This is a genomic window from Lysobacter solisilvae, from assembly GCF_016613535.2.
Classification (GTDB): Bacteria; Pseudomonadota; Gammaproteobacteria; order Xanthomonadales; family Xanthomonadaceae; genus Agrilutibacter; species Agrilutibacter solisilvae.
In genome coordinates this window covers 2,478,688-2,497,784 of the sequence record NZ_CP071518.1, presented here as the reverse complement: position 1 = coordinate 2,497,784, position 19,097 = coordinate 2,478,688, and the positions used below count along the sequence as shown (strand labels likewise).

17 protein-coding genes and 1 tRNA gene are annotated in these 19,097 nt (G+C 68.8%); 3 read left to right on the top strand and 15 right to left on the bottom strand.

The genetic code is table 11. The annotated features are described in order from the left end of the window. Window positions 1-13 precede the first annotated feature (13 nt). From recA to I8J32_RS11055, 4 genes are all read right to left on the bottom strand, one after another. Window positions 14-1,051, bottom strand: a complete 1,038-nt coding sequence (recA, locus tag I8J32_RS11070; RefSeq protein ID WP_200612081.1) for a recombinase RecA — start codon at window positions 1,049-1,051, stop codon at window positions 14-16. A 189-nt stretch (window positions 1,052-1,240) separates the two neighbouring features. Next, entirely contained in the window at window positions 1,241-1,867 is a 627-nt protein-coding gene (gene lexA, locus I8J32_RS11065; RefSeq protein WP_200612079.1) for a transcriptional repressor LexA, read from the bottom strand. A 42-nt stretch (window positions 1,868-1,909) separates the two neighbouring features. Further along, window positions 1,910-2,410, bottom strand: coding sequence for a CinA family protein (locus I8J32_RS11060; protein WP_200612077.1), 501 nt, complete (start codon window positions 2,408-2,410; stop codon window positions 1,910-1,912). A 77-nt stretch (window positions 2,411-2,487) separates the two neighbouring features. Next, window positions 2,488-5,151 carry a TonB-dependent receptor gene (locus I8J32_RS11055; RefSeq protein ID WP_245156310.1) on the bottom strand — a complete coding sequence of 888 codons (2,664 nt, stop codon included), beginning with the start codon at window positions 5,149-5,151 and terminating at the stop codon, window positions 2,488-2,490. A 326-nt stretch (window positions 5,152-5,477) separates the two neighbouring features. On the opposite strand from I8J32_RS11055, the gene mutS reads away from it, so the two are divergent. Both mutS and I8J32_RS11045 read left to right on the top strand, forming a co-directional pair. Next, window positions 5,478-8,015 (top strand): DNA mismatch repair protein MutS, encoded by a 2,538-nt coding sequence (mutS, locus tag I8J32_RS11050; protein WP_245156510.1) that lies wholly within the window; start codon window positions 5,478-5,480, stop codon window positions 8,013-8,015. A gap of 202 nt (window positions 8,016-8,217) precedes the next feature. Next, complete coding sequence (locus I8J32_RS11045) at window positions 8,218-8,832, top strand: DUF937 domain-containing protein (RefSeq protein ID WP_200612071.1); 615 nt, start codon at window positions 8,218-8,220, stop codon at window positions 8,830-8,832. A 39-nt stretch (window positions 8,833-8,871) separates the two neighbouring features. Here I8J32_RS11045 and I8J32_RS11040 read toward each other — a convergent pair whose 3' ends face one another. From I8J32_RS11040 to ffh, 7 genes are all read right to left on the bottom strand, one after another. Next, window positions 8,872-9,288 (bottom strand): RNA-binding S4 domain-containing protein, encoded by a 417-nt coding sequence (locus I8J32_RS11040; RefSeq protein WP_245156309.1) that lies wholly within the window; start codon window positions 9,286-9,288, stop codon window positions 8,872-8,874. A 150-nt stretch (window positions 9,289-9,438) separates the two neighbouring features. Beyond that, window positions 9,439-9,837 carry a 50S ribosomal protein L19 gene (gene rplS / locus I8J32_RS11035; RefSeq protein WP_200612068.1) on the bottom strand — a complete coding sequence of 133 codons (399 nt, stop codon included), beginning with the start codon at window positions 9,835-9,837 and terminating at the stop codon, window positions 9,439-9,441. 185 nt (window positions 9,838-10,022) lie between these two features. After that, window positions 10,023-10,784 (bottom strand): tRNA (guanosine(37)-N1)-methyltransferase TrmD, encoded by a 762-nt coding sequence (trmD, locus tag I8J32_RS11030; RefSeq protein WP_200612065.1) that lies wholly within the window; start codon window positions 10,782-10,784, stop codon window positions 10,023-10,025. Between the two features lie 99 nt (window positions 10,785-10,883). Then, window positions 10,884-11,402: a ribosome maturation factor RimM gene (gene rimM, locus I8J32_RS11025; RefSeq protein WP_200612062.1), complete on the bottom strand. Its 519-nt coding sequence runs from the start codon at window positions 11,400-11,402 to the stop codon at window positions 10,884-10,886. 67 nt (window positions 11,403-11,469) lie between these two features. Next, window positions 11,470-11,736: a 30S ribosomal protein S16 gene (gene rpsP / locus I8J32_RS11020; protein ID WP_200613097.1), complete on the bottom strand. Its 267-nt coding sequence runs from the start codon at window positions 11,734-11,736 to the stop codon at window positions 11,470-11,472. A gap of 63 nt (window positions 11,737-11,799) precedes the next feature. Next, window positions 11,800-12,396, bottom strand: a complete 597-nt coding sequence (locus I8J32_RS11015; RefSeq protein WP_200612060.1) for a flavodoxin family protein — start codon at window positions 12,394-12,396, stop codon at window positions 11,800-11,802. A gap of 103 nt (window positions 12,397-12,499) precedes the next feature. Beyond that, window positions 12,500-13,867 carry a signal recognition particle protein gene (ffh, locus tag I8J32_RS11010; protein ID WP_200612057.1) on the bottom strand — a complete coding sequence of 456 codons (1,368 nt, stop codon included), beginning with the start codon at window positions 13,865-13,867 and terminating at the stop codon, window positions 12,500-12,502. 239 nt (window positions 13,868-14,106) lie between these two features. Between ffh and I8J32_RS11005 the strand changes: the two genes are divergently transcribed. Next, complete coding sequence (locus I8J32_RS11005) at window positions 14,107-14,895, top strand: cytochrome C assembly family protein (RefSeq protein ID WP_200612054.1); 789 nt, start codon at window positions 14,107-14,109, stop codon at window positions 14,893-14,895. A gap of 178 nt (window positions 14,896-15,073) precedes the next feature. Here I8J32_RS11005 and radA read toward each other — a convergent pair whose 3' ends face one another. The 4 genes from radA to ispH form a co-directional block, all read right to left on the bottom strand. After that, entirely contained in the window at window positions 15,074-16,465 is a 1,392-nt protein-coding gene (gene radA / locus I8J32_RS11000; protein WP_200612039.1) for a DNA repair protein RadA, read from the bottom strand. A gap of 30 nt (window positions 16,466-16,495) precedes the next feature. Beyond that, the gene (locus tag I8J32_RS10995) at window positions 16,496-17,221 is read right to left on the bottom strand and encodes a class I SAM-dependent methyltransferase (protein ID WP_200612037.1); all 726 of its coding nucleotides are present in this window, start codon (window positions 17,219-17,221) and stop codon (window positions 16,496-16,498) included. Window positions 17,222-17,396: 175 nt separating this feature from the next. Continuing rightward, a tRNA-Thr gene (locus tag I8J32_RS10990) sits at window positions 17,397-17,472 on the bottom strand. Between the two features lie 670 nt (window positions 17,473-18,142). Next, a complete protein-coding gene (gene ispH, locus I8J32_RS10985; protein ID WP_200612036.1) occupies window positions 18,143-19,093 on the bottom strand; it encodes a 4-hydroxy-3-methylbut-2-enyl diphosphate reductase in 951 nt (316 codons plus the stop codon). Window positions 19,094-19,097 lie beyond the last annotated feature (4 nt).

Here is a 19,097-nt window from a genome sequence, read left to right as displayed (position 1 = left end):
GCCGGAATTTCGATCAGTCATCGGCGACGGGAGCATCGCCCTCGTCGCGACGGGCTTCGGCGGGGGTGAACTTCTCGCGCAGCGACGCCTCCAGCTGGGCGGCCAGCTGCGGGTTGTCCTTGAGGTACTGACGGGCATTCTCCTTGCCCTGCCCGATGCGTTCCCCGCTGTAGCCATACCAGGCACCCGACTTCTCGACCAGCTTGGCTTCCACGCCCATGTCGATCAGCTCGCCTTCGCGCGAGATGCCCTCGCCGTACAGGATTTCCGTGATGACCTGCTTGAAAGGCGGGGCCATCTTGTTCTTCACGACCTTGATGCGGGTCTGGTTGCCCACGATCTCGTCGCCCTTCTTCACTGCGCCGATGCGGCGGATGTCGAGGCGAATGGAGGCGTAGAACTTCAGCGCGTTGCCGCCCGTGGTGGTTTCCGGGCTTTGCCCGGGCATCATCACGCCGATCTTCATGCGCAGCTGGTTGATGAAGATCACCATGCAGTTGCTGCGCTTGATGTTGCCGGTGAGCTTGCGCAGGGCCTGGCTCATCAGGCGAGCCTGCAGACCGGGCAGCTGGTCGCCCATTTCGCCTTCGATTTCCGCCCTGGGCGTCAGTGCAGCTACCGAGTCGATGACCACCATGTCCACCGCGTTGGAACGGACCAGCATGTCCGCGATTTCCAGCGCCTGTTCGCCGGTGTCGGGCTGGCTCACCAGCAGGTCGTCCACGTTCACGCCCAGCTTGGAGGCGTAGGTCGGATCGAGGGCGTGTTCGGCGTCCACGAAGGCGCAGGTGCCTCCGAGCTTCTGGCACTGGGCGATGGTCTGCAGGGTAAGCGTGGTCTTGCCCGAGGACTCGGGACCGTAGATTTCCACGACGCGGCCCTTGGGCAGGCCACCGATGCCCAGCGCGATGTCCAGCATCAGCGAGCCGGTGCCGATGACCTCGACCGGTTCGGCCACCTGGTCGCCCATGCGCATGACCGCTCCCTTGCCGTACTGCTTTTCGATCTGGCCCAGGGCGGCCGAGAGGGCGCGCTTCTTGTTCTCATCCATCGTGGCGGTTCCTTGGTTCGGAGGTGAATGTCGCAATGAGGTCAGGTTAGCGGCCGGGTATCGCAGAGACTGAGACGCGACGGACTGCCTGCAAAAAAAGTATCCGGTCCAGCCTGCGGTCGCGCGAGGGATGCGCGGCCTGCGGCGGGGTAGGAAAACGCCGCCATTGGGTGGCAGCGAGGTCCGATGTCATCGGTTGGGCCTCACCAGGCCGCAATACAGCCCTTCGATCGCGAAGTCCTGGTCGGGCAAGACCTCGATGGGGGCGTAGTCCGGGTTGCGTGGCAGCAGCCGGATGCGGTCCCGCCCGATCTTGAGCAGCTTCACCGTGACTTCGTCGTCGATCCGGGCCACGACGATCTGGCCGCTGCGTGCCTGGGTCGTGCGGTGCACGCCGATCAGGTCGCCGTCGAAGATCCCCTCGTCGCGCATCGAGTCGCCCTTGACCTTGAGCAGGTAGTCCGGCGCGGGCGCGAAGAAGTTCTTGTCGAGCAGGACGTAGTTGTCGGCTTCCAGATCCGTCCCGGCGCCGATCGGCGCACCCGCTGCGACCTGGCCGAGCACCGGCAGGCGCAGGGCATCGTCGTTGGCGGCGGGCGGGCGGCCGGCCTGGGTGAGGCGGATGCCCCGCGCCTGGCCCGGGATGCGCTGGATGGCGCCTGCGCGCTCCAGGGCCTCGAGGTGGTACTGCGCGGCGCGGACGCTGCTGAAGCCGAAGGCCGTCGCGATCTCGGTCTGCGAAGGCGGGACGCCCTCGCCTTCGATCCGCTCGGCGATGAGGGCGAGGATGGCGCGCTGGGTGTCGGTCAGGTTCATTAGTAGCAATACTACTAACGCCCTTCCGGCAATTGCAAGCCCTCAGACCGCCAGCGCCAGCAGGCCTTTCAGGGCCGCGGCCACGGTCCGGCGACGCACCGCGTCCCGGTCCCCTTCGAAATGGAACACCTCGGCCGCCGCGTAGCCGCCTCGTCGCTTCCAGCCGATCCACACGGTGCCCACGGGCTTGTCGGCGGTGCCGCCGGAGGGCCCGGCAATCCCGGTCACGGCCACGGCCAGCGTCGCGCCCGAGTGCACGAGCGCGCCGGAGACCATCTCGAGGACGGTCTCGCGGCTGACCGCGCCATGGTGCTCCAGCGTCTCAGGACGCACGCCCAGCAGGGCCTGCTTGGATTCGTAGCTGTAGGCGGCGATGCCGCATTCGAACCAGGCCGAAGACCCGGCGATGTCGGTCAGCACCTTGGCGATCCAGCCCCCGGTGCAGCTTTCGGCGGTCACCAGGCTGTGGTGGCGGGCCAGCGCCGCGGCGCCCAGTTCCTGGGCGAGGCGGGAAAGGTGTTCGGGGCTGGCGGTGTCGTCCATCGGCGAACTATAGCCGGGCCGCCGATCGCGCCGGGCATGCGACGGCCCGCCTCGCGGCGGGCCGTCGTGCGCATGTCTCAGTACTGCACCCGCAGGGTCAAGCCGTAGGTGCGCGGCGCGCCGAGGAACGCGTTGTAGGAGTTCAGCGGATCGCCCGGCAGCGAAGTACCCGGCGCCTGCAGCGGCGCATCGAACGCCACCTGCATGTATTCGGCGTCGGTCAGGTTCTGCGCCCAGGCTTCCACCATCCAGCGCTTGTCCTTGCGGCCGAAGCCGATGCGGGCGTTGACCACCGTGTAGGCGTCCTGCTCCTTTTCCACGTCCAGGTCCGAGCCGGTGTTGAAATCCGACATGTACTTGGCGCCCAGGTTGAAACGACCGACCAGGCTGGAGCCGAAATCCCATTCGTAGGTGACAGCGCCCGACCCCGACCACTTCGGCGCGAAGCTGGCCTGGCTGCCGGGCAGCTTGTAGAGCGAACCGGGATTGGCGGCCGGCGTGTCCAGGAATTCCACAGTCGGCCGTTCATCGCCGTACTTGGTGTCGGCGTAGGTCAGGCCACCCTGGAAGCTCAGGCCGTCGATGCCGGACTTCCACAGCACTTCGGTGTCGACACCCTGGGATATCACTTCGGGGATCGAGCGGACGACGAAGCTGGTGCCCAGGAAGCTGTTGAGCTGGAAGTCGCTGTAGGTCTGGTGGAACAAGGTCGCGTTGAGCAGCAGGTTGCCGTCGGCCCAGGTGGTCTTGGCGCCCAGTTCATAGCTGTCGACGAACTCACCCGGGAACGAGGTGTCGTTCACCGGCCGGACGCCTGCTCCACTGGTGGACAGGCCGTCGGCGGACTGCACCCGGTCCAGGTTGAAGCCGCCGGCCTTGTAGCCGCGCGCGGCGGAGAAGTAGGTCATCACGGTCTCGTTCCAGCGGTAGGCCGCCTTCACCGTTCCCGACCACTCTTTCTCCTCGCGCTCCTGGTGCGTCGCGCGGCCGTTGTGCAGCGCGTTGGCCCAGGGCAGGCACATGAAGCCCGCGATCTGCGGCGCCACGGCCCCGATCAGCTGGGCCTGGATGGCAGGCGGCAGCGCGGCGAAGTTGGGAATCCGCTGCGCCAGCGCGCCACCGACGCGTGCCGCCGGGTTGGCCAGCACCGATCCGCAGCCGATGCTGCCGTTGGGATTGCTGAAGGTCGAATCGACTTCCTTGTCCTCGCGCGTGTAGCGCAGGCCCAGGGTCAGGTCGAGGGCGTCGGTGGCGTGCCAGGTGTTGTTGGTGAAGAACGCCAGGCTCTTGGAGTTCTGGCGGTGCCGGTCGAGCGCGCCCAGGCCGGTGAAGTTCGTGCCAAACGGCTGTCCACTTACCTGCGACAGGAAGATCGCCGGGTTGGACAGGTCCACCGTGATGCCGAGCGGCGCCAGCTGCTGCGCCAGTGCGCCGAGCACGCGCGCGCCGACCAGGGTGGAGAGGTAAGGCTCGTACGCGGCGCCGATCCGGTAGGAATCGTTGCGCGCCAGGTCCTCGTCCGAGTAGAACGCGCCGAACATCCAGTCGATCGAATCGGTCGAGCCGGTCAGCCGGAATTCCTGGCTGAAGGTGTCGAAAGCAGTCAGCGATTCGTTCGGATCCGGATTGCGGTAGAGCAGGTCGGCGCTGGTGAAGTCGAAGTCCAGGCCGTTGATGGCATCCCACTCGCGATTGGCGGTGATCGAGGTCAGCGTCGCGCCCGAGAACCAGGGCGTATCCCAGTTGACCTCGGCCTGGACGCCCTTGTCCTTGACGTCCTGTTCGGTGCTGCGGTTGCTCCAGGCATCACGGGCGAACGGATCGGCCACGGGCGCCACGCCTTCATCCGGCGACAGCGCATTGATGATGGCCGCCGTGCCGCCTCGCACGATGGTGGCGGCCGCGCAGCAGGTTTCCTCACGGCTGGTGTAATCGGCCGCGAACAGGATATCCAGCGTATCGGTGGGCTCGAACAGCAGCTGGCCGCGCAGCGAATGGAAGTTCTGGTCGCCGTCCTCCGTTTCCTGCCGCGGACCGCCGCCGGTATGCACGTCCATGAAGCCGTCGCGTTCGCGCTTGACCGCGTAAACGCGCATCGCCGACCGCTCGCCGAGCGTGGTGTTGAAGGCACCGGCCAGGCCCAGGGCGTTGTAGTCCCCGACCGTGACCTCACCCTCGACGCCGGTGCCGTAGTAGGGCCGGCGGGTGATGACGTTGATGACGCCCGCCGACGTGTTCTTGCCGAAGATCGTGCCCTGCGGCCCCTTGAGCACTTCGATGCGCTCCAGCTCGCCCAGGTCGCCGAAGCCGACACTGTTGCGCGGGCGGTAGACGCCGTCGATCACCACGCCCACCGACGATTCCAGGCCGGCGTTGTCGCCGACCGTGCCGATGCCGCGGATGCGCGCGGTGGTGATGGCTTCGTTCTGGGTGCTGGTGACGGTCAGGCCGGGCACCAGGATCTGCAGGTCCTTGATGTCCTTGACGCCGGTGTCCTGCAGCAACTGCTCGGGCAACGCGGTCAGCGCGATCGGGACGTTCTGCAACGTCTCCTCGCGCTTCTGGGCGGTGACGACGATCTCCGAAAGCGTGGTGGCCTTCTCCTGCTCACCCGGAGCACGCTCGCCAGGCGCCGGCGCGGCCGCCGGAGCCTCCTGTGCGTGCGCCGGCAGGCCCACCATCGTGGCCAGCACGGCAATCACCGCCAGCGACAAGACTTTTCTCTGCGCGTTGCCTTTCATGGACGAGCCCCCATTTGGTCGGGAGCGGCCCGCGCCGCTCCGGATTCCGGTTTTTCTTGTCCGCGCCGCCCCTTGCGCGGTGTGCCCTACCCGTGGCCCGCTGTCGCGGCATACAGGGCAGTCGGGTGTGAAGCTAGCATATGCCCCGGCTCCCTTCACGGGCCGTGCGGCGCGGCGCGCATCGGCCGCCCGCTTGCTGTCATCATGCAGCCCGTTGCACGTACCAGCCGCACCGGACCTCGATGGACAGCACGCCCCCTCCGCACGACCGCACCGTGGAACCCGAACGCGCCCCCGCCGCGCCTCCCGCCGAGCACACGCCCCTGATGAAGCAGTTCTTCGCCGCCAAGGCGGAGCATCCGGACGTTCTGCTGTTCTTCCGTATGGGCGACTTCTACGAGCTGTTCTTCGACGACGCCCGCAAGGCGGCGCGACTGCTCGACATCACCCTGACCCAGCGCGGCAGTTCGGCCGGCCAGCCCATCCCCATGGCCGGCGTGCCGGTCCATGCGTACGAAGGCTATCTCGCACGGCTGGTCGCGCTTGGCGAATCGGTGGCAATCTGCGAACAGATCGGCGATCCCGCCCTGGCCAAGGGCCTGGTCGAGCGCAAGGTCGTGCGCATCGTGACCCCCGGCACGGTGACCGACGAAGCCCTCCTCAACGAACGCCGCGACACGCTGCTGATGGCCGTGGCAAGGGGCAAGGCCGGTTTCGGCATCGCCTGGGCGGACCTGGCCGCGGGACGCCTGCTGGTCAACGAGGTCGCCACCGAAGACGGGCTGGAAGCGGAACTGTCCCGCCTGGAGCCGGCCGAAGTGCTGATTCCCGACGAGGAGGGCTGGAGCGGTTTCCTGCTCGCCCGTACCGGCCTGCGTCGCCGCGCGCCGTGGCTGTTCGACGCCGACAGCGGCCGCCGCCAGCTGCTGCGGTTCTTCGCCGTGCACGACCTTTCCGGCTTCGGCATCGACGACCGGCCGCTGGGCATCGCGGCCGCCTCGGCGCTGCTGGGCTACGTCGAGGAAACCCAGAAGCAGCGCCTGCCCCACCTCACCTCCATCGCCATGGAATCGGGCGATGGCGCCATCGCCATGAACGCCGCCACGCGCCGGCACATGGAACTGGACACGCGCGTCGACGGGGACACCCGCACCACGCTGCTGGGCGTGCTGGACTCCACGATCACCCCGATGGGCGGACGCCTGCTGCGCCGCTGGCTGCACCGCCCGTTGCGCGATCGCGAGGTGCTGCGCCGGCGCCACCATGCGGTGGCGGCGCTGATCGAATCGGGCGTGGCGCAGCGGCTGCGCGAGGCCTTCCGCGCGCTGGGCGATCTCGAGCGCATCCTCGCGCGCGTGGCCCTGCGCAGCGCCCGGCCGCGCGACCTGTCCACCCTGCGCGACGGCCTGGGCCTGCTGCCCGTCGCCTGCGGCCACCTGGCCGCGCTCGACTCGCCGCGCCTGTCCGAACTCACCGCGCAGCTGGGCGACCACGGCGAACACGCCGGCCTGCTGGCCCGCGCGCTGATGCCGCAGCCACCGGTACTGGCGCGCGACGGCGGGATCTTCGCCGACGGTTACGACGCCGAACTGGACGAGCTGCGCACGCTCTCCACGCATGCCGACCAGTTCCTGATCGACCTGGAAGCCCGCGAGCGGGCGAGCACCGGCATCGGTACGCTCAAGGTCGGCTACAACCGCGTCCACGGCTATTTCATCGAGATCAGCAAGGGCCAGTCGGACAAGGCGCCCGCCCACTACACGCGCCGCCAGACGCTGACCGGCGCCGAGCGCTACATCACCCAGGAACTCAAGCAGTTCGAAGACAAGGTGCTGTCCGCCCGCGAACGCTCGCTCGCGCGCGAGCGCCTGCTGTACGAACAACTGCTCGATGCGCTCAACGCGCGCCTGGAACCGCTCAAGTGCTGCGCCGCCAGCCTGGCCGAGATCGACGTGCTGGCCTGCCTGGCCGAACGCGCCCAGGCCCTGGACTGGTCGCGCCCCGAACTGACCGACGGCGATGGCATCCGCATCGAACGCGGCCGGCATCCGGTCGTGGAGGCCGTGCGCGCCGAGCCCTTCGAACCCAACGACCTGGACCTGCACGACGCCCGCCGCATGCTGGTGATCACCGGCCCGAACATGGGCGGCAAGAGCACCTACATGCGCCAGAACGCGCTGATCGTGCTGCTGGCCCATATCGGCAGCTTCGTGCCGGCCACGCGCGCCTGCATCGGCCCGGTCGACCGCATCCTCACCCGCATCGGCGCCGGCGACGACCTGGCCCGCGGGCAGTCGACCTTCATGGTCGAAATGAGCGAGACCTCCTACATCCTCCACCACGCGACCGCGCAGTCGCTGGTGTTGATGGACGAGATCGGCCGAGGCACGTCGACCTACGACGGCCTCGCCCTCGCCGAGGCCTGCGCGCGGCACTTGGCCCACGCCAATCGCGCGTACACGCTCTTCGCGACGCACTACTTCGAGCTCACGGCGCTGGCCGAACCCGGCAGCGGCATCGCCAACGTGCACCTGGACGCGGTCGAGCACGGTGAATCGCTGGTCTTCATGCACGCGGTCAAGGACGGCCCGGCCGACCGCAGCTTCGGACTGCAGGTCGCGGCGCTCGCCGGCCTGCCCAAGGCCGTGGTGAAGCAGGCGCGCGGCCGCCTGGCCGAACTCGAACAGCAGGGACGCGATGCGCCGCGTCCGGACCTCAGCGCTCCCGCGCTGGACCAGCCGCAGCAGTTCGGCCTGTTCGCGCCCACATCGGCGGCACTGGATGCACTGACCGGCATCGACCCCGACGATCTCACGCCCAAGCAGGCGCTCGAGGCGTTGTACCGGCTCAAGCAACTGCTCTGAGCACGGCGCAGCCGCCCACTACGGGCGCGTGGTAGTCCGTTCCCGACCCGGCATTGGAACGGTGGCCGTCGGCGTTCGCGCGCGAGCCCGGATGGGCGTGGTGGATGCCGGCGATTCCCGCCTGGTGGCGGCGGCCTTCGTCACTCGTCGCGAACGATGCGGGACTACGATTGCGTTCCCATCATTCCCCCGAGGGTCCGGCATGAACACGCTGCTGAGCGACGACCTCCTGAACCAGCTGCAGGGCCCCCAACTTGCCCAGATCAGCCAGCAACTGGGCCTCTCCGAATCGCAGGCCTCCGGCGCGGTGTCCGCGGCCCTGCCCCTGTTGCTGGGCGCGCTGGGTCGCAACGCCAGCCAGCCGCAGGGCGCCGACGCGCTTTACGGCGCGCTCGAACGTGACCATGCCGGCCTGGATATCGGCAGCGTGCTCGGCTCGGCGCTGGGCGGCGGCGGCCAGGGCGCGGAAATCCTCGGCCACATCTTCGGCAACCGCCAGGAGGGCGCGGCGCGCGGACTGGGATCGGCCACCGGACTGGGCAGCAGCCAGGCCGGTTCCCTGCTGAAGATGCTGGCACCGATCGTGCTCGCCTATCTGGCCAAGCGGACCTTCTCGCAGGGGCGCGCGAGCCCGCAGGCGCTGGGCCAGACCCTGGGCGACGAACATGAGCAGATCCGGCAGCGCGGCGGGCTGGGCGGTGGCCTGCTCGGCGCCGTGCTCGATCGCGATGGCGATGGGGACACGGACTTCTCCGACCTCATCGGCCTGGCCGGATCGGCGTTGGGGAACCGGCAACCCGGTCGCGACCTGCGCTGAGCGCACAACCGGCCCGTCGGTGCGTCCGACGGGAACGGGTCAGGTCGCGTCGATGTCCCCGAGCGCGCGGATCAGACGCCGCGCGCGTTTGTCGGGCTTGGTCTCCGGCGGTCGGAAGCCCGCGCGTTCGGCCGCCCGCGTTGCGCGCGCGGCTTCCCGCCTGATCCGCGACTCCTCGCTTTCGGCGTAGAGCCCCTGGGCGACGCTGGCCGGCCCGCGCGTGTCGCTGACCGCCAGCACCTGCACTTCGTACTGATCCTCGCCACGGGCGATGCGCAGCGCGTCGCCCACGCGCACCGCGCGCGAGGCCTTCGCGCGTTGACCGCCCCACTCCACCTTGCCGGTGTCGATGGCCTGCCGGGCGAGGGCGCGGGTCTTGAAGAAGCGTGCGGCCCAGAGCCACAGGTCCAGGCGCACGCTGTCGGAGTTCGCAGCTTCCATTCGGGTGGATTCCATTCGGACAGTTCCCATGCGGATAGTGTCCCGCCGCGATGGAAAGATGGTGTGGACGACACGCACCGCGGTCGCGAGATCCGTCGGCTGCGCGATCGTCCAAACGCAAACGGCCGCCCAAGGGCGGCCGTTCGGGTCGCGCAGGCGCGAAAATTACTTCTGCGGCTGTGCGGCCTTCGCCTTGGCGTAGGCGGCGAGGTCTTCCTTGATGCGCGCCTTCTTGCCTTCCAGGCCACGCAGGTAGTACAGCTTGCCGGCGCGGACCTTGCCGCGGCGCTTGACTTCCAGCGAATCGATGACCGCGCTGTGGGTCTGGAACACGCGCTCGACGCCGTAGCCGTGCGAAATCTTGCGGACCGTGAACGAGGAGTTCAGGCCGGCGTTCTTCTTGCCGATCACCACGCCTTCATAGGCCTGGACGCGTTCGCGGTTGCCTTCCTTGACCTTGACGTTGACGACGACGGTGTCGCCCGGGCCGAAGTCCGGCAGCTGGCGCTGCACCTGTTCGGCTTCGAAATTCTGCAGGAGCGTATGGAGAGAGGGCTTGTTCATGGCTATGGCCTGTTTGAGTAGTTATCGCGCGAGTGCACGTGGACCCGCGTCGGGCATCGGTGGAGCTAGCCGCCAATTGTAGCGGCCTTTTTCCTTTCGTGGCTAGGGGTTAGCCGGTTTTTTCCCCGCCTGGCCGGGCCGGGACATCGCGCCTTGGCCGCGCCGCCGGACCCCGGGGGGGCCGTTCAGCCGTCCGAGTCGTCGCCGATCTCGGCCAGCCTGGCGCGGTAGGCATCCAGCAGCGCCCGGTCGGTCTTGGACAGGGCGGCCTCGTCCAGCAGGTCCGGCCGGCGGCGCCAGGTGCGCCCCAGCGACTCCAGCCGGCGCCAGCGGGCGATCTGGGCGTGGTTGCCGGACATGAGCACCGGCGGCACCTGCCCGAGCTCGTGTTCGACCGGCCGGGTGTAATGCGGGCAGTCCAGCAGGCCGTCCTCGAAGCTGTCCTGGACGGCCGACTGGTCGTCCCCGAGCGCGCCTTCCTGGAGCCGCGCCACCGCGTCGATGACCACCGCCGCGGCCAGCTCGCCGCCGGACAGCACGTAGTCGCCGATCGACAGCTCCTCGTCGACCTCCGCCTCGATCAGCCGCTCGTCGATGCCTTCGTAACGCCCGCACAGCAGCACCATGCGTTCCCGCGTGGCCAGCTCGCGGGCCCTGGCCTGGGTGAACGGAACGCCCTGGGGACTGAGGTAGATCACGCGCGTCGGCCTGGGATCGGCCTCGCGCGCCGCCTGGAGGGCAGCCCGCAGCGGGTCGATCATCATCACCATGCCCGGCCCGCCGCCGAACGGGCGCTCATCGACCCGGCGGTAGTTGCCCTGGGCGAAGTCGCGCGGATTCCAGCCGTGGAGCTGCAGCAGGCCGCGCTCGCCCGCCCGCCCGGTCACGCCGAACGCGGCGCACTGGGCGACGAATTCGGGAAACAGGCTGATGACGTCGATGCGCACGCGGACACCCTCGAAAGGCAGGAGCGGCTGGACGGAAGTGTGTCATCGCGCGATGCATCCGCGGTGACGGTGGGCTGGGCGGGTGACGGCCGGGCCGGGCTAGAAATCCGGATCCCAGTCGACCGTGACCACGCCCGCGTCGAAGTCGACGCCGGTGACGTACTGCGGCTGCACGAAGGGAATCAGGCGCTCGCGCTCGCCGTCGCGGGCCACCAGCACGTCATTGGCGCCGGTGGCGAAGACGTGCGAGACGGTGCCGAAGTCCACGCCCTCGACCGTCAGCACGCGCAGGCCTTCCAGGTCGACCCAGTAGTACTCGCCCGGGCTGGGCGGCGGCAGCGCGCTGCGCGGGACGTAGATCTCGGTGCCACGCATCGCCTCGACCATGTCGCGGTCGGTGACGTCGGGAAACGTGGCCACCAGGCTCTTGCCGCTGACCTTGCCGCGCACGCCGCGCAACTCCCGCTCGCCGCCCTGCGGGTCCCGCAGGATCCAGGGCTGGTAGCGGAAGATGGCTTCGCGCGGTTCCGTCCACGACTCCAGCTTGATTTCACCACGCACACCGAAGGCGCCGTTCACCCTGCCCAGCAGGATGCGGCGCCCCGGATCATGATTCATGTGTGCGTGTCGCCGGAAAGCGTGCCGCAGAACAGCATGGCCGCGGATCGAACCGCGGCCCGCCGGTTCAGGCAGCCGGGGCGGCCGGAGCGGCCTTGGCCGCGTCCTTGCAGAGCACGGCGACCTTGTCGGTCAGCTGCGCACCCTTGGAAACCCAGTGCTTGACGCGCTCGAGGTCGAGCTCGACGCGCTTTTCGTTGCCCTGGGCAACCGGGTTGTAGAAACCCACGCGCTCGATGTTGCGGCCGTCGCGTGCGCTGCGGCTGTCGGTGACGATGATGTGGTAGAAGGGGCGCTTCTTCGCGCCGCCACGGGTGAGGCGGATCTTGACCATTGCGTTCTCGGTGTTGCCCAGCTGCCGGGGTGGCAGGGTAAGCCGACAATTGTAAGCCATTGATTAGGCCAGCGAAACCCCATCTTCCACCCGAACCGGCACGAGGGGTGTCTGGAGGAAACTGGCAGCGGCGGCCCAGCCATGGGGGTCCTGGCGCACGTCGCCGGGCCGGTTGCCCCGGGCCAGCAGCGCCCCGCCCCACTCCATGCCCATGTAATCGGCGCTCAGCCGCAGCGCTTCCACGAAGGGCGCGGTGGGGCCGAAGTCCTCGTCGCTGGTCACGCAGACGGCCCACAGCCGCTTGCCCGCCATGTGTTCCCGGAAGCCCAGGCCGGGCACCCGCATCCAGGCGCTCCAGTAGTCCAGATAGAGCTTCACGCTGGCCGGCAGGCTGTACCAGTACAGCGGCGCGGCGATGACCAGGTCCGTCGCCGCCAGGGTCGCTTCAGCCAGGATCGCCTCGTGCCCGGTGGGCGCGGCGTAGACGCCCGCGTCGTGACGGTGGTCCACGAAGGGCGGCAGCGGGTGGTCGGCCAGCCGCAGGAACCGGCATTCATCGCGGGGCGCGAGGTGTTCGGCCATGCGGCGCGCGAGCTGCTCGGCGTTGCCGTGGGCGCGCGCGCTGCCCAGCAGGAACAGGACATGGCGGGGGTCGGTCATCAGTGCGCTTCCAGGGAACCAGGCCTCCAGCCTAGCCCTCGCGTCCCGCCGGATTGGCGCAGGCCAGGCGACGCAGCCTTCCAGCCGCGTGCGCCCTGCGCCATCACCGGAACGGCATTCCGCCGCGGCCACCCATCATGCCCTTCATGCCCCGCATCAGGCCCTTCATCCCGCCGCCTGACAGCTTGCTCATCATCTTTTCCATCTGCTGGTACTGCTTCATCAGCTTGTTGACGTCGGCGGGCGTCAGGCCGGCGCCCTTGGCGATGCGCGCGCGGCGCGAGCCGTTGAGCAGCGTCGGGTTGCGACGCTCCTTCTTGGTCATCGAATTGATGATGGCCACCATGCGCGGCACTTCCTTGCCGGTCACCTGGTTCTTGACGTTGTCCGGTATCTGGCCCATGCCCGGCAGCTTGTCCATCAGGCCATGGATGCCGCCCATGTTCTGCATCTGCTCGAGCTGGTCCTTCAGGTCGTTGAGGTCGAACTTCTTGCCCTTGGCGACCTTCTCGGCCAGCTTGGCGGCCTTGTCCTTGTCGACCTGCTGCTCGACCTGCTCCACCAGCGACAGCACGTCGCCCATGTCGAGGATGCGGCTGGCGATGCGGTCGGGATGGAAGACATCCAGGCCATCGGGCTTCTCGCCGACGCCAATGAACTTGATCGGGCGGCCGGTGATGTAGCGCACCGACAGCGCGGCGCCGCCGCGGGCGTCGCCGTCGGTCTTGGTCAGCACCACGCCGGTGAGCGGCAGCGCTTCGGCGAAGTGCTTGGCGGTGACGGCGGCGTCCTGGCCGGTCATCGAGTCGACGACGAACAGCGTCTCCACCGGCGACACGGCGGCGTGCAGCGCCTTGATCTCGGCCATCATGGCCTCGTCGATGCTCGTGCGGCCGGCCGTGTCGACGATCAGCACGTCGACATAGGACTTGCGCGCGTCGTCGATCGCGGCGCGGACGATGGCTTCGGGCTTCTGGTCGGCGCTGGACGGGAAGAACAGGACGTCGACCTGCTCGGCCAGCGTCCGCAGCTGCTCGATGGCGGCGGGACGGTACACGTCGGCCGACACCACCATCACCTTCTTCTTGCGCTTTTCCTTCAGGTGCTTGGCGAGCTTGCCGACGGTGGTGGTCTTGCCCGCGCCCTGCAGGCCGGCCATCAGGATCACCGCCGGCGCCGGCACGTTGAGGTTGAGGTCGGTGGCCGCCGAACCCATGACGGCCGTCAGCTCGTCGCGCACGATCTTGATCAGGGCCTGGCCCGGCGTGAGCGACTTGAGCACTTCCTGGCCGACCGCGCGGACCTTGATCCGCTCGACCAGCGCCTGCACCACCGGCAGCGCGACGTCGGCCTCCAGCAGCGCGATGCGCACCTCGCGCGTGGCCTCGCGGATGTTCTCCTCGGTCAGGCGGCCGCGGCCGCGCAGGCGGTCGATGGTGCCGGAGAGTCGCTGGGTGAGGGATTCGAACATGGCGGGCAACCCACTGGAACGTGCGGAAAACGGTCGTGAAGTATAGCCCGCCGGCTTTGCGCCCGGACTTGCCCCGGTCGGACCGCCGCCGCGGCATCGCTTCCAGACCGCAGCATCGATTACTACGCCAAATACGCCGTCAATCACCCCGCCGGGACCGCCTCCAGCCGATCGGCGTCCCACGATCCGCCCGCTGCCCCCCTTCCGGAGAGGCCGGGTGCTTGTGCGACACTCGCGCGATGACATTCGTTCTCATCGCCATCCTGGCCTATCTCGCCGCGGCGGCCGCGCTGGTCGTGGAAGTGCGTCGTGAGCGCGGCAGCCGCGCGAGCCTGTGGCTGCCACTGTCCGTGGTCGCCATCGCCCTGCATCTGACCGCCCACGTCGTGGCCTGGCGCCAGGCCGGCGGACCGGACCTGCACTTCTTCGCCGCGCTCTCGCTCGTCGGCCTGGGCATGGCGATGCTGACCGCGCTGGTCGGCGCCATGGGACGCATGGCCGCGCTTGGCGTGATCGTGATGCCGCTGGCCGCCCTCGCCCTGGCCGGCTACCACTGGCAGGGCCATACGCCCGCCACGCAGCTCGACTGGCGCCTGCAGATGCATGCGTGGTGCGCCCTGCTCGCCTACGCGACCCTGGCCGTCGCGGCCCTGCTGGCGGTCATGCTCTGGGTGCAGGAAGGCGCGCTGCGCCGGCGCGAATTCCACGCCTGGCTGCGCGCGCTGCCGCCGCTGGTGGAACTGGAAACCCTGTTGTTCCGCACGATCGCGGTCGGCTTTGCCCTGTTGACCGCCACGCTGCTGACCGGCGTGCTGTTCGTGGAGAACCTGTTCGCCCAGCACCTGGTGCACAAGACGGTGCTGAGCGTGCTCTCGTGGCTGGCCTTCGGCGCGCTGCTGCTCGGACGCTGGCGACTGGGCTGGCGCGGCGCGACGGCCGTGCGCTGGACACTGAGCGCGATGGCCCTGCTGGTGCTGGCATTCTTCGGCAGCAAGTTTGTGCTGGAACTGCTGCTCGCGCCGCGCTGAGCCGGTCCGGCGCCGACCTGGTCAGCGCCATCTGGTCAGCGCCAACTTGTAAGCGCGATTTCGTCAGCGCGAACTGGTCAGCGCGAACTGGTCAGCGCGATCCTGTCAGCACGAGCCGGTCGGCGTGCGCCTGTCACGCGTGCTCCTGTCACGCGTGCTCCTGTCACGCGTGATCCTGTCACGCGTGATCCAGCGCCTCGGCCAGACGGTCCACCGCCACGACCTGCATCTCCCCCACCCGCCCGCTGCGCGGCGCGTTGCCGCGGGGCACGATCGCGCGCTTGAACCCGTGCGTCGCGGCTTCCTTCAGTCGGTCCTCGCCGTTGGGCACGGGACGGATCTCCCCCGACAAGCCGACTTCGCCGAAGACGATGGTCTGGTCGGCCAGTGGCCGGTCGCGCAGCGAGGACAGCACCGCCAGCAGTACTGGGAGATCCGCCGCGGTCTCCTGCACGCGGATGCCGCCGACCACGTTGACGAAGACGTCCTGGTCGCCGACCGCCACGCCCCCGTGCCGGTGCAGCACCGCCAGCAGCATCGCCAGACGGTTGCCTTCCATGCCCACCGCCACACGGCGCGGGTTGGACAGCGGTGAGGCGTCGACCAGCGCCTGCACTTCGACCAGCAGCGGCCGCGTGCCCTCGCGCGTGACCATCACGCAGCTGCCCGCCTGCGGCGTGCCGGAGCCGGACAGGAAGATCGCCGACGGGTTGGGCACTTCGCGCAGGCCCTTGTCGCCCATCGCGAACACGCCCAGTTCGTTGACGGCGCCGAAGCGGTTCTTGAAGGCGCGCAGCACGCGGAACCGGCTGCCGCTCTCGCCCTCGAAATACAGCACGGCATCCACCATGTGCTCCAGCACGCGCGGGCCGGCGATGCCGCCTTCCTTGGTCACGTGGCCGACCAGGAACACCGCGGTGCCGGTTTCCTTGGCGTAGCGCACCAGGCGCGCCGCCGATTCACGCACCTGGCTGACCGATCCCGGCGCGGCGGTCAGCGATTCGGTCCACAGGGTCTGCACGGAGTCGGCGATGATCACCTGCGGGCGCGTGGCCGCGGCCTGTTCGAGGATGCGCTCGATGCAGGTTTCCGCCAGCGCATCCACGCCCTCCAGCGGCAGCCCGAGGCGGGCGCCACGACCGGCGACCTGGGCCAGGGATTCCTCACCGGTGACGTAGAGGCCGGGCAGCGTCGACGCGAGGCGGCTGACGGCCTGCAGCAGCAGCGTGGACTTGCCGATGCCCGGGTCGCCGCCGACCAGCACGACCGAACCGTGGACGAGTCCACCGCCCAGCACGCGGTCGAACTCCCCGATACCGGTGGAGACCCGTGCGTCTTCCTGATGCCGGACATCCTTCAGCGCGGTGACGGCCGGCGCCGCCACCGCTCCGGCCCAGCTACCGCGACGGCTGGCCGCGACGCCCTTGGCCGCGGACGCCGGCTCCACGACGAATTCACTGAGCGCGTTCCACGCGCCGCATTCACCGCACTGGCCCTGCCATTTGCTGGATTCGGCGCCGCATTCGCTGCAGACGTAGGCGAGCTTGGACTTGCCGGCGGACTTGGCCATGTCTTCGGAGAGAGCGGGAGGATCGTCAGCTTAGACGCTGGCTGTCTCGCCATGCGAGACGTCGCGCGGCCCGCCGTCGCGCGGCCCGCCGTCGCGCGGACCTGGACCGCAGGCATCGATGAACTGCGACTTGAGGCAGGCGTCTTCATAACCGCCGACGGTGTCCACGAACCGGAACGTGCCCGGCTGCTTGTGGATCAGGAACTGCTCGTGCGGCAGCGCATGGATCGTCAGCCCCAGGGCCTCGGCAAAGTGCACCGCCAGCGGGAAGACCAGCGTGGGCTCGAAGGAGGCGTTGTGCTGCCAGATGGAGCGGCAGAAATCGTCACCGGCGATCCAGCCGCCCTCGCGAACCTTCGGGTACATCGCGACCAGGTCGATCGTGATGCCCCGCAGGGTGTGGTCCCCGTCGATATAGGCGAAATCGAGCGAGCCGTCGGGAATCTGGCTGACCACCTCGGTCGTCCTGCCGCGCAGCACCTGCCGCCGGTCCGCGGCGAAGTCCGTGGCCGCCAGGCAGTCCTGGTAGACCCGCTCGAAGGTGGCGTCGTCCTTGTTGAGCGGCTTGTTCCACTCCGGGATGTTCCGCCACGGGTCGATCATCACGTAGCGCGACAGCTCGGGGAGATTGGCCAGCAGGTGGGCGGCGAACTTGCCCCGGTAGACACCCACTTCGGCCATGCTGCGCACCTGCCGTTCCCGCAGGAATGCGGTCCACAGGGCCACGCGATTGGGGGATGTGCCGAATTCGGTCATGGGGACAACCCTAGCAAATAGGTCCGGCGAGGTCGCCGCAAAGCACGACCGCCTGCGTCGGCGGCATGGGCGCGACCATCCGGACGTCGGCTCACCGCCCCTTTGCGGCACCCGCTGCCGGTTCAGCGGAACCCGAAAACAACGAAGCCGCCCGAAGGCGGCCTGGTTGTCTTGCTGGTGCCGGAAATAGGAATCGAACCTACGACCTACGCATTACGAATGCGCCGCTCTACCAACTGAGCTATTCCGGCGAAGGGGCGGAATTGTAGGCGGCCGGCCCGCGTCAGGTCAATTCAGCGGGCGGGCGTGGCGGCTACGGGTGGTCCCGCGCCCCGCCGGGCCGATTGCGCGCCGCGGAGCCCGGGCACCGGTGATCCAGGCTGGATACCCGTTGAGATATCCCTGCGCCGCTCCGCGGGATCCGGACCGGTGAGCCGACAGGCTGGAACTGCTCGCGGAATACTGGATTCAGGCCAGCGACGCCTGAAGGATGTCTCGAGCGTTCCGGACACTGTCCCGGCATATGCGGGCATGTGTCCCGAGAGTTCCGGCGAGTGTCCCGACATATGCGGGCATATGTCGCGGCAGTTCCGGAGAGTGTCCCGACATATGCGGGCATATGTCGCGACAGTCCCGGAGAGTGTCCCGACATATGCAGGCATATGTGGCGACAGTCCCGGAGAGTGTCCCGACATATGCGGGCATATGTCGCGACAGTTCCGGAGAGTGTCCCGACATATGCGGGCAGATGTGCCGAGAGTCCCGGAGACAGTCCCGCCATACGCGTCCACGTGTCCCGTGGGTTCCGGAAGCCGGACGACATCTTCCGCCAACGCCCGGGCCGGTTACATGCGGGGCGCGAAAGTGCCGCGCGCCCGTGCAACCCGCGACGACCCGCGATCCGGGCCGCGCGGACGCCGCTCAATCCACCAGTTGCAGGCGCAATTCCTTGGGCAGGGCGAACACCATGTCCTCCGGCTCGCCGTCGAGTTCGGCCACGCCGCTGGCGCCCAGTTCCTCCAGCCGCGCGATCACGCCGCGGACCAGGACCTCGGGGGCCGAGGCGCCGGCCGTGATGCCGATCCGCTTGCGGCCGTCGACCCAGCGCGGATCGATCTCATCCGCGCCGTCGATCAGGTAGGCCGCTACGCCTTCGCGCTCGGCCAGCTCGCGCAGGCGGTTGGAGTTGGAACTGTTGGGCGAACCGACCACCAGCACCAGGTCGCAACGGCTGGCCAGCTCGCGCACGGCGTCCTGGCGGTTCTGGGTGGCGTAGCAGATGTCGTCGTTCTTGGGCCCCTGGATCTGCGGGAACCGGGTCTTGAGCGCTTCGATGACGCTGCGGGTGTCGTCGACGGACAGCGTGGTCTGCGTGGTGAATGCGACATTGCCGGGCTGGGAGATCTCCAGCGCCTGCACATCCTCGATGTCTTCCACCAGGTAGATCTGACCCGTGCCGGCCTCGCGCCGCCACTGGCCCATCGTGCCTTCGACCTCGGGATGGCCGGCATGGCCGATCAGCACGACGTCGCGCCCCGCACGGCAATTGCGCGCGACTTCCAGGTGGACCTTGGTCACCAGCGGACAGGTGGCGTCGAAGACCTTCAGGCCGCGACGGGCCGCTTCGGTGCGCACCGCCTGCGAGACGCCGTGGGCGCTGAAGATGACGGTGGCGCCGTCGGGCACTTCGTCGAGTTCCTCGACGAACACCGCCCCCCGGCTCTTGAGGTCGTCCACCACGAAGCGGTTGTGCACCACTTCATGGCGCACGTAGATCGGCGCGCCCAGGGTTTCCAGGGCGCGCTTGACGATCTCGATCGCGCGGTCGACACCGGCGCAGAAGCCGCGGGGATTGGCGAGCAGGACATCCATGCGG